A 568-nucleotide genomic window follows, 5' to 3' on the forward strand; every position below is an offset into this window, starting at 1 on the left:
TACGACTGCCGTCCCGTCCCCCGCACCGCCGAGGGAATCATGACCAGGGGCGGGCAGAAGCCGCAGGAAGGGCCGGTCGCCACCGGCAAATGGCTGACCGCCTCGATCACCGAGTCCACCGCCGCTGTCATCGGCTCGGTCTTCGACGAAGCCGAGCGACGTGATCGGGAACACCAGCGTCCTTGGGTGGCCCTGGTCGACGGCAACAACCACCAGCTCGACGTCATCACCGCCGAGGCGGCCCGGCGCGAGGTGAACGTCACGATCGTGATCGACTTCATTCACGTGCTGACCTATTTATGGAAGGCTGCCTGGACCTTCTTCTACCCCGGCGACCCCGATGCCGAGGCCTGGGTCACCGACCAGGCCCGCAAGATCCTGGAAGGCAAGTCGGCGCAGGTCGCTTCCGGGATCCGCCGCCGCGCCACCCGTGGCGCCTTCTCCGCAGCCGAACGCAAGGGCGCCGATGCCTGCGCGGACTACCTGACCGCCAAGAAGCCCTACCTGGACTATCCCACCGCGCTGGCCAAGGGCTGGCCGATCGCCACCGGCGTCATCGAGGGCGCCT

At 68.0% G+C, this 568-nt stretch carries 1 pseudogene; it reads left to right on the top strand.

The annotated features are described in order from the left end of the window. Positions 1 to 568 (top strand): annotated as a pseudogene (locus tag Mth01_RS29445) (ISKra4 family transposase); the annotation flags it as partial.

This window comes from Sphaerimonospora thailandensis (assembly GCF_016863115.1).
In the GTDB taxonomy this organism is placed as follows: Bacteria; Actinomycetota; Actinomycetes; order Streptosporangiales; family Streptosporangiaceae; genus Sphaerimonospora; species Sphaerimonospora cavernae.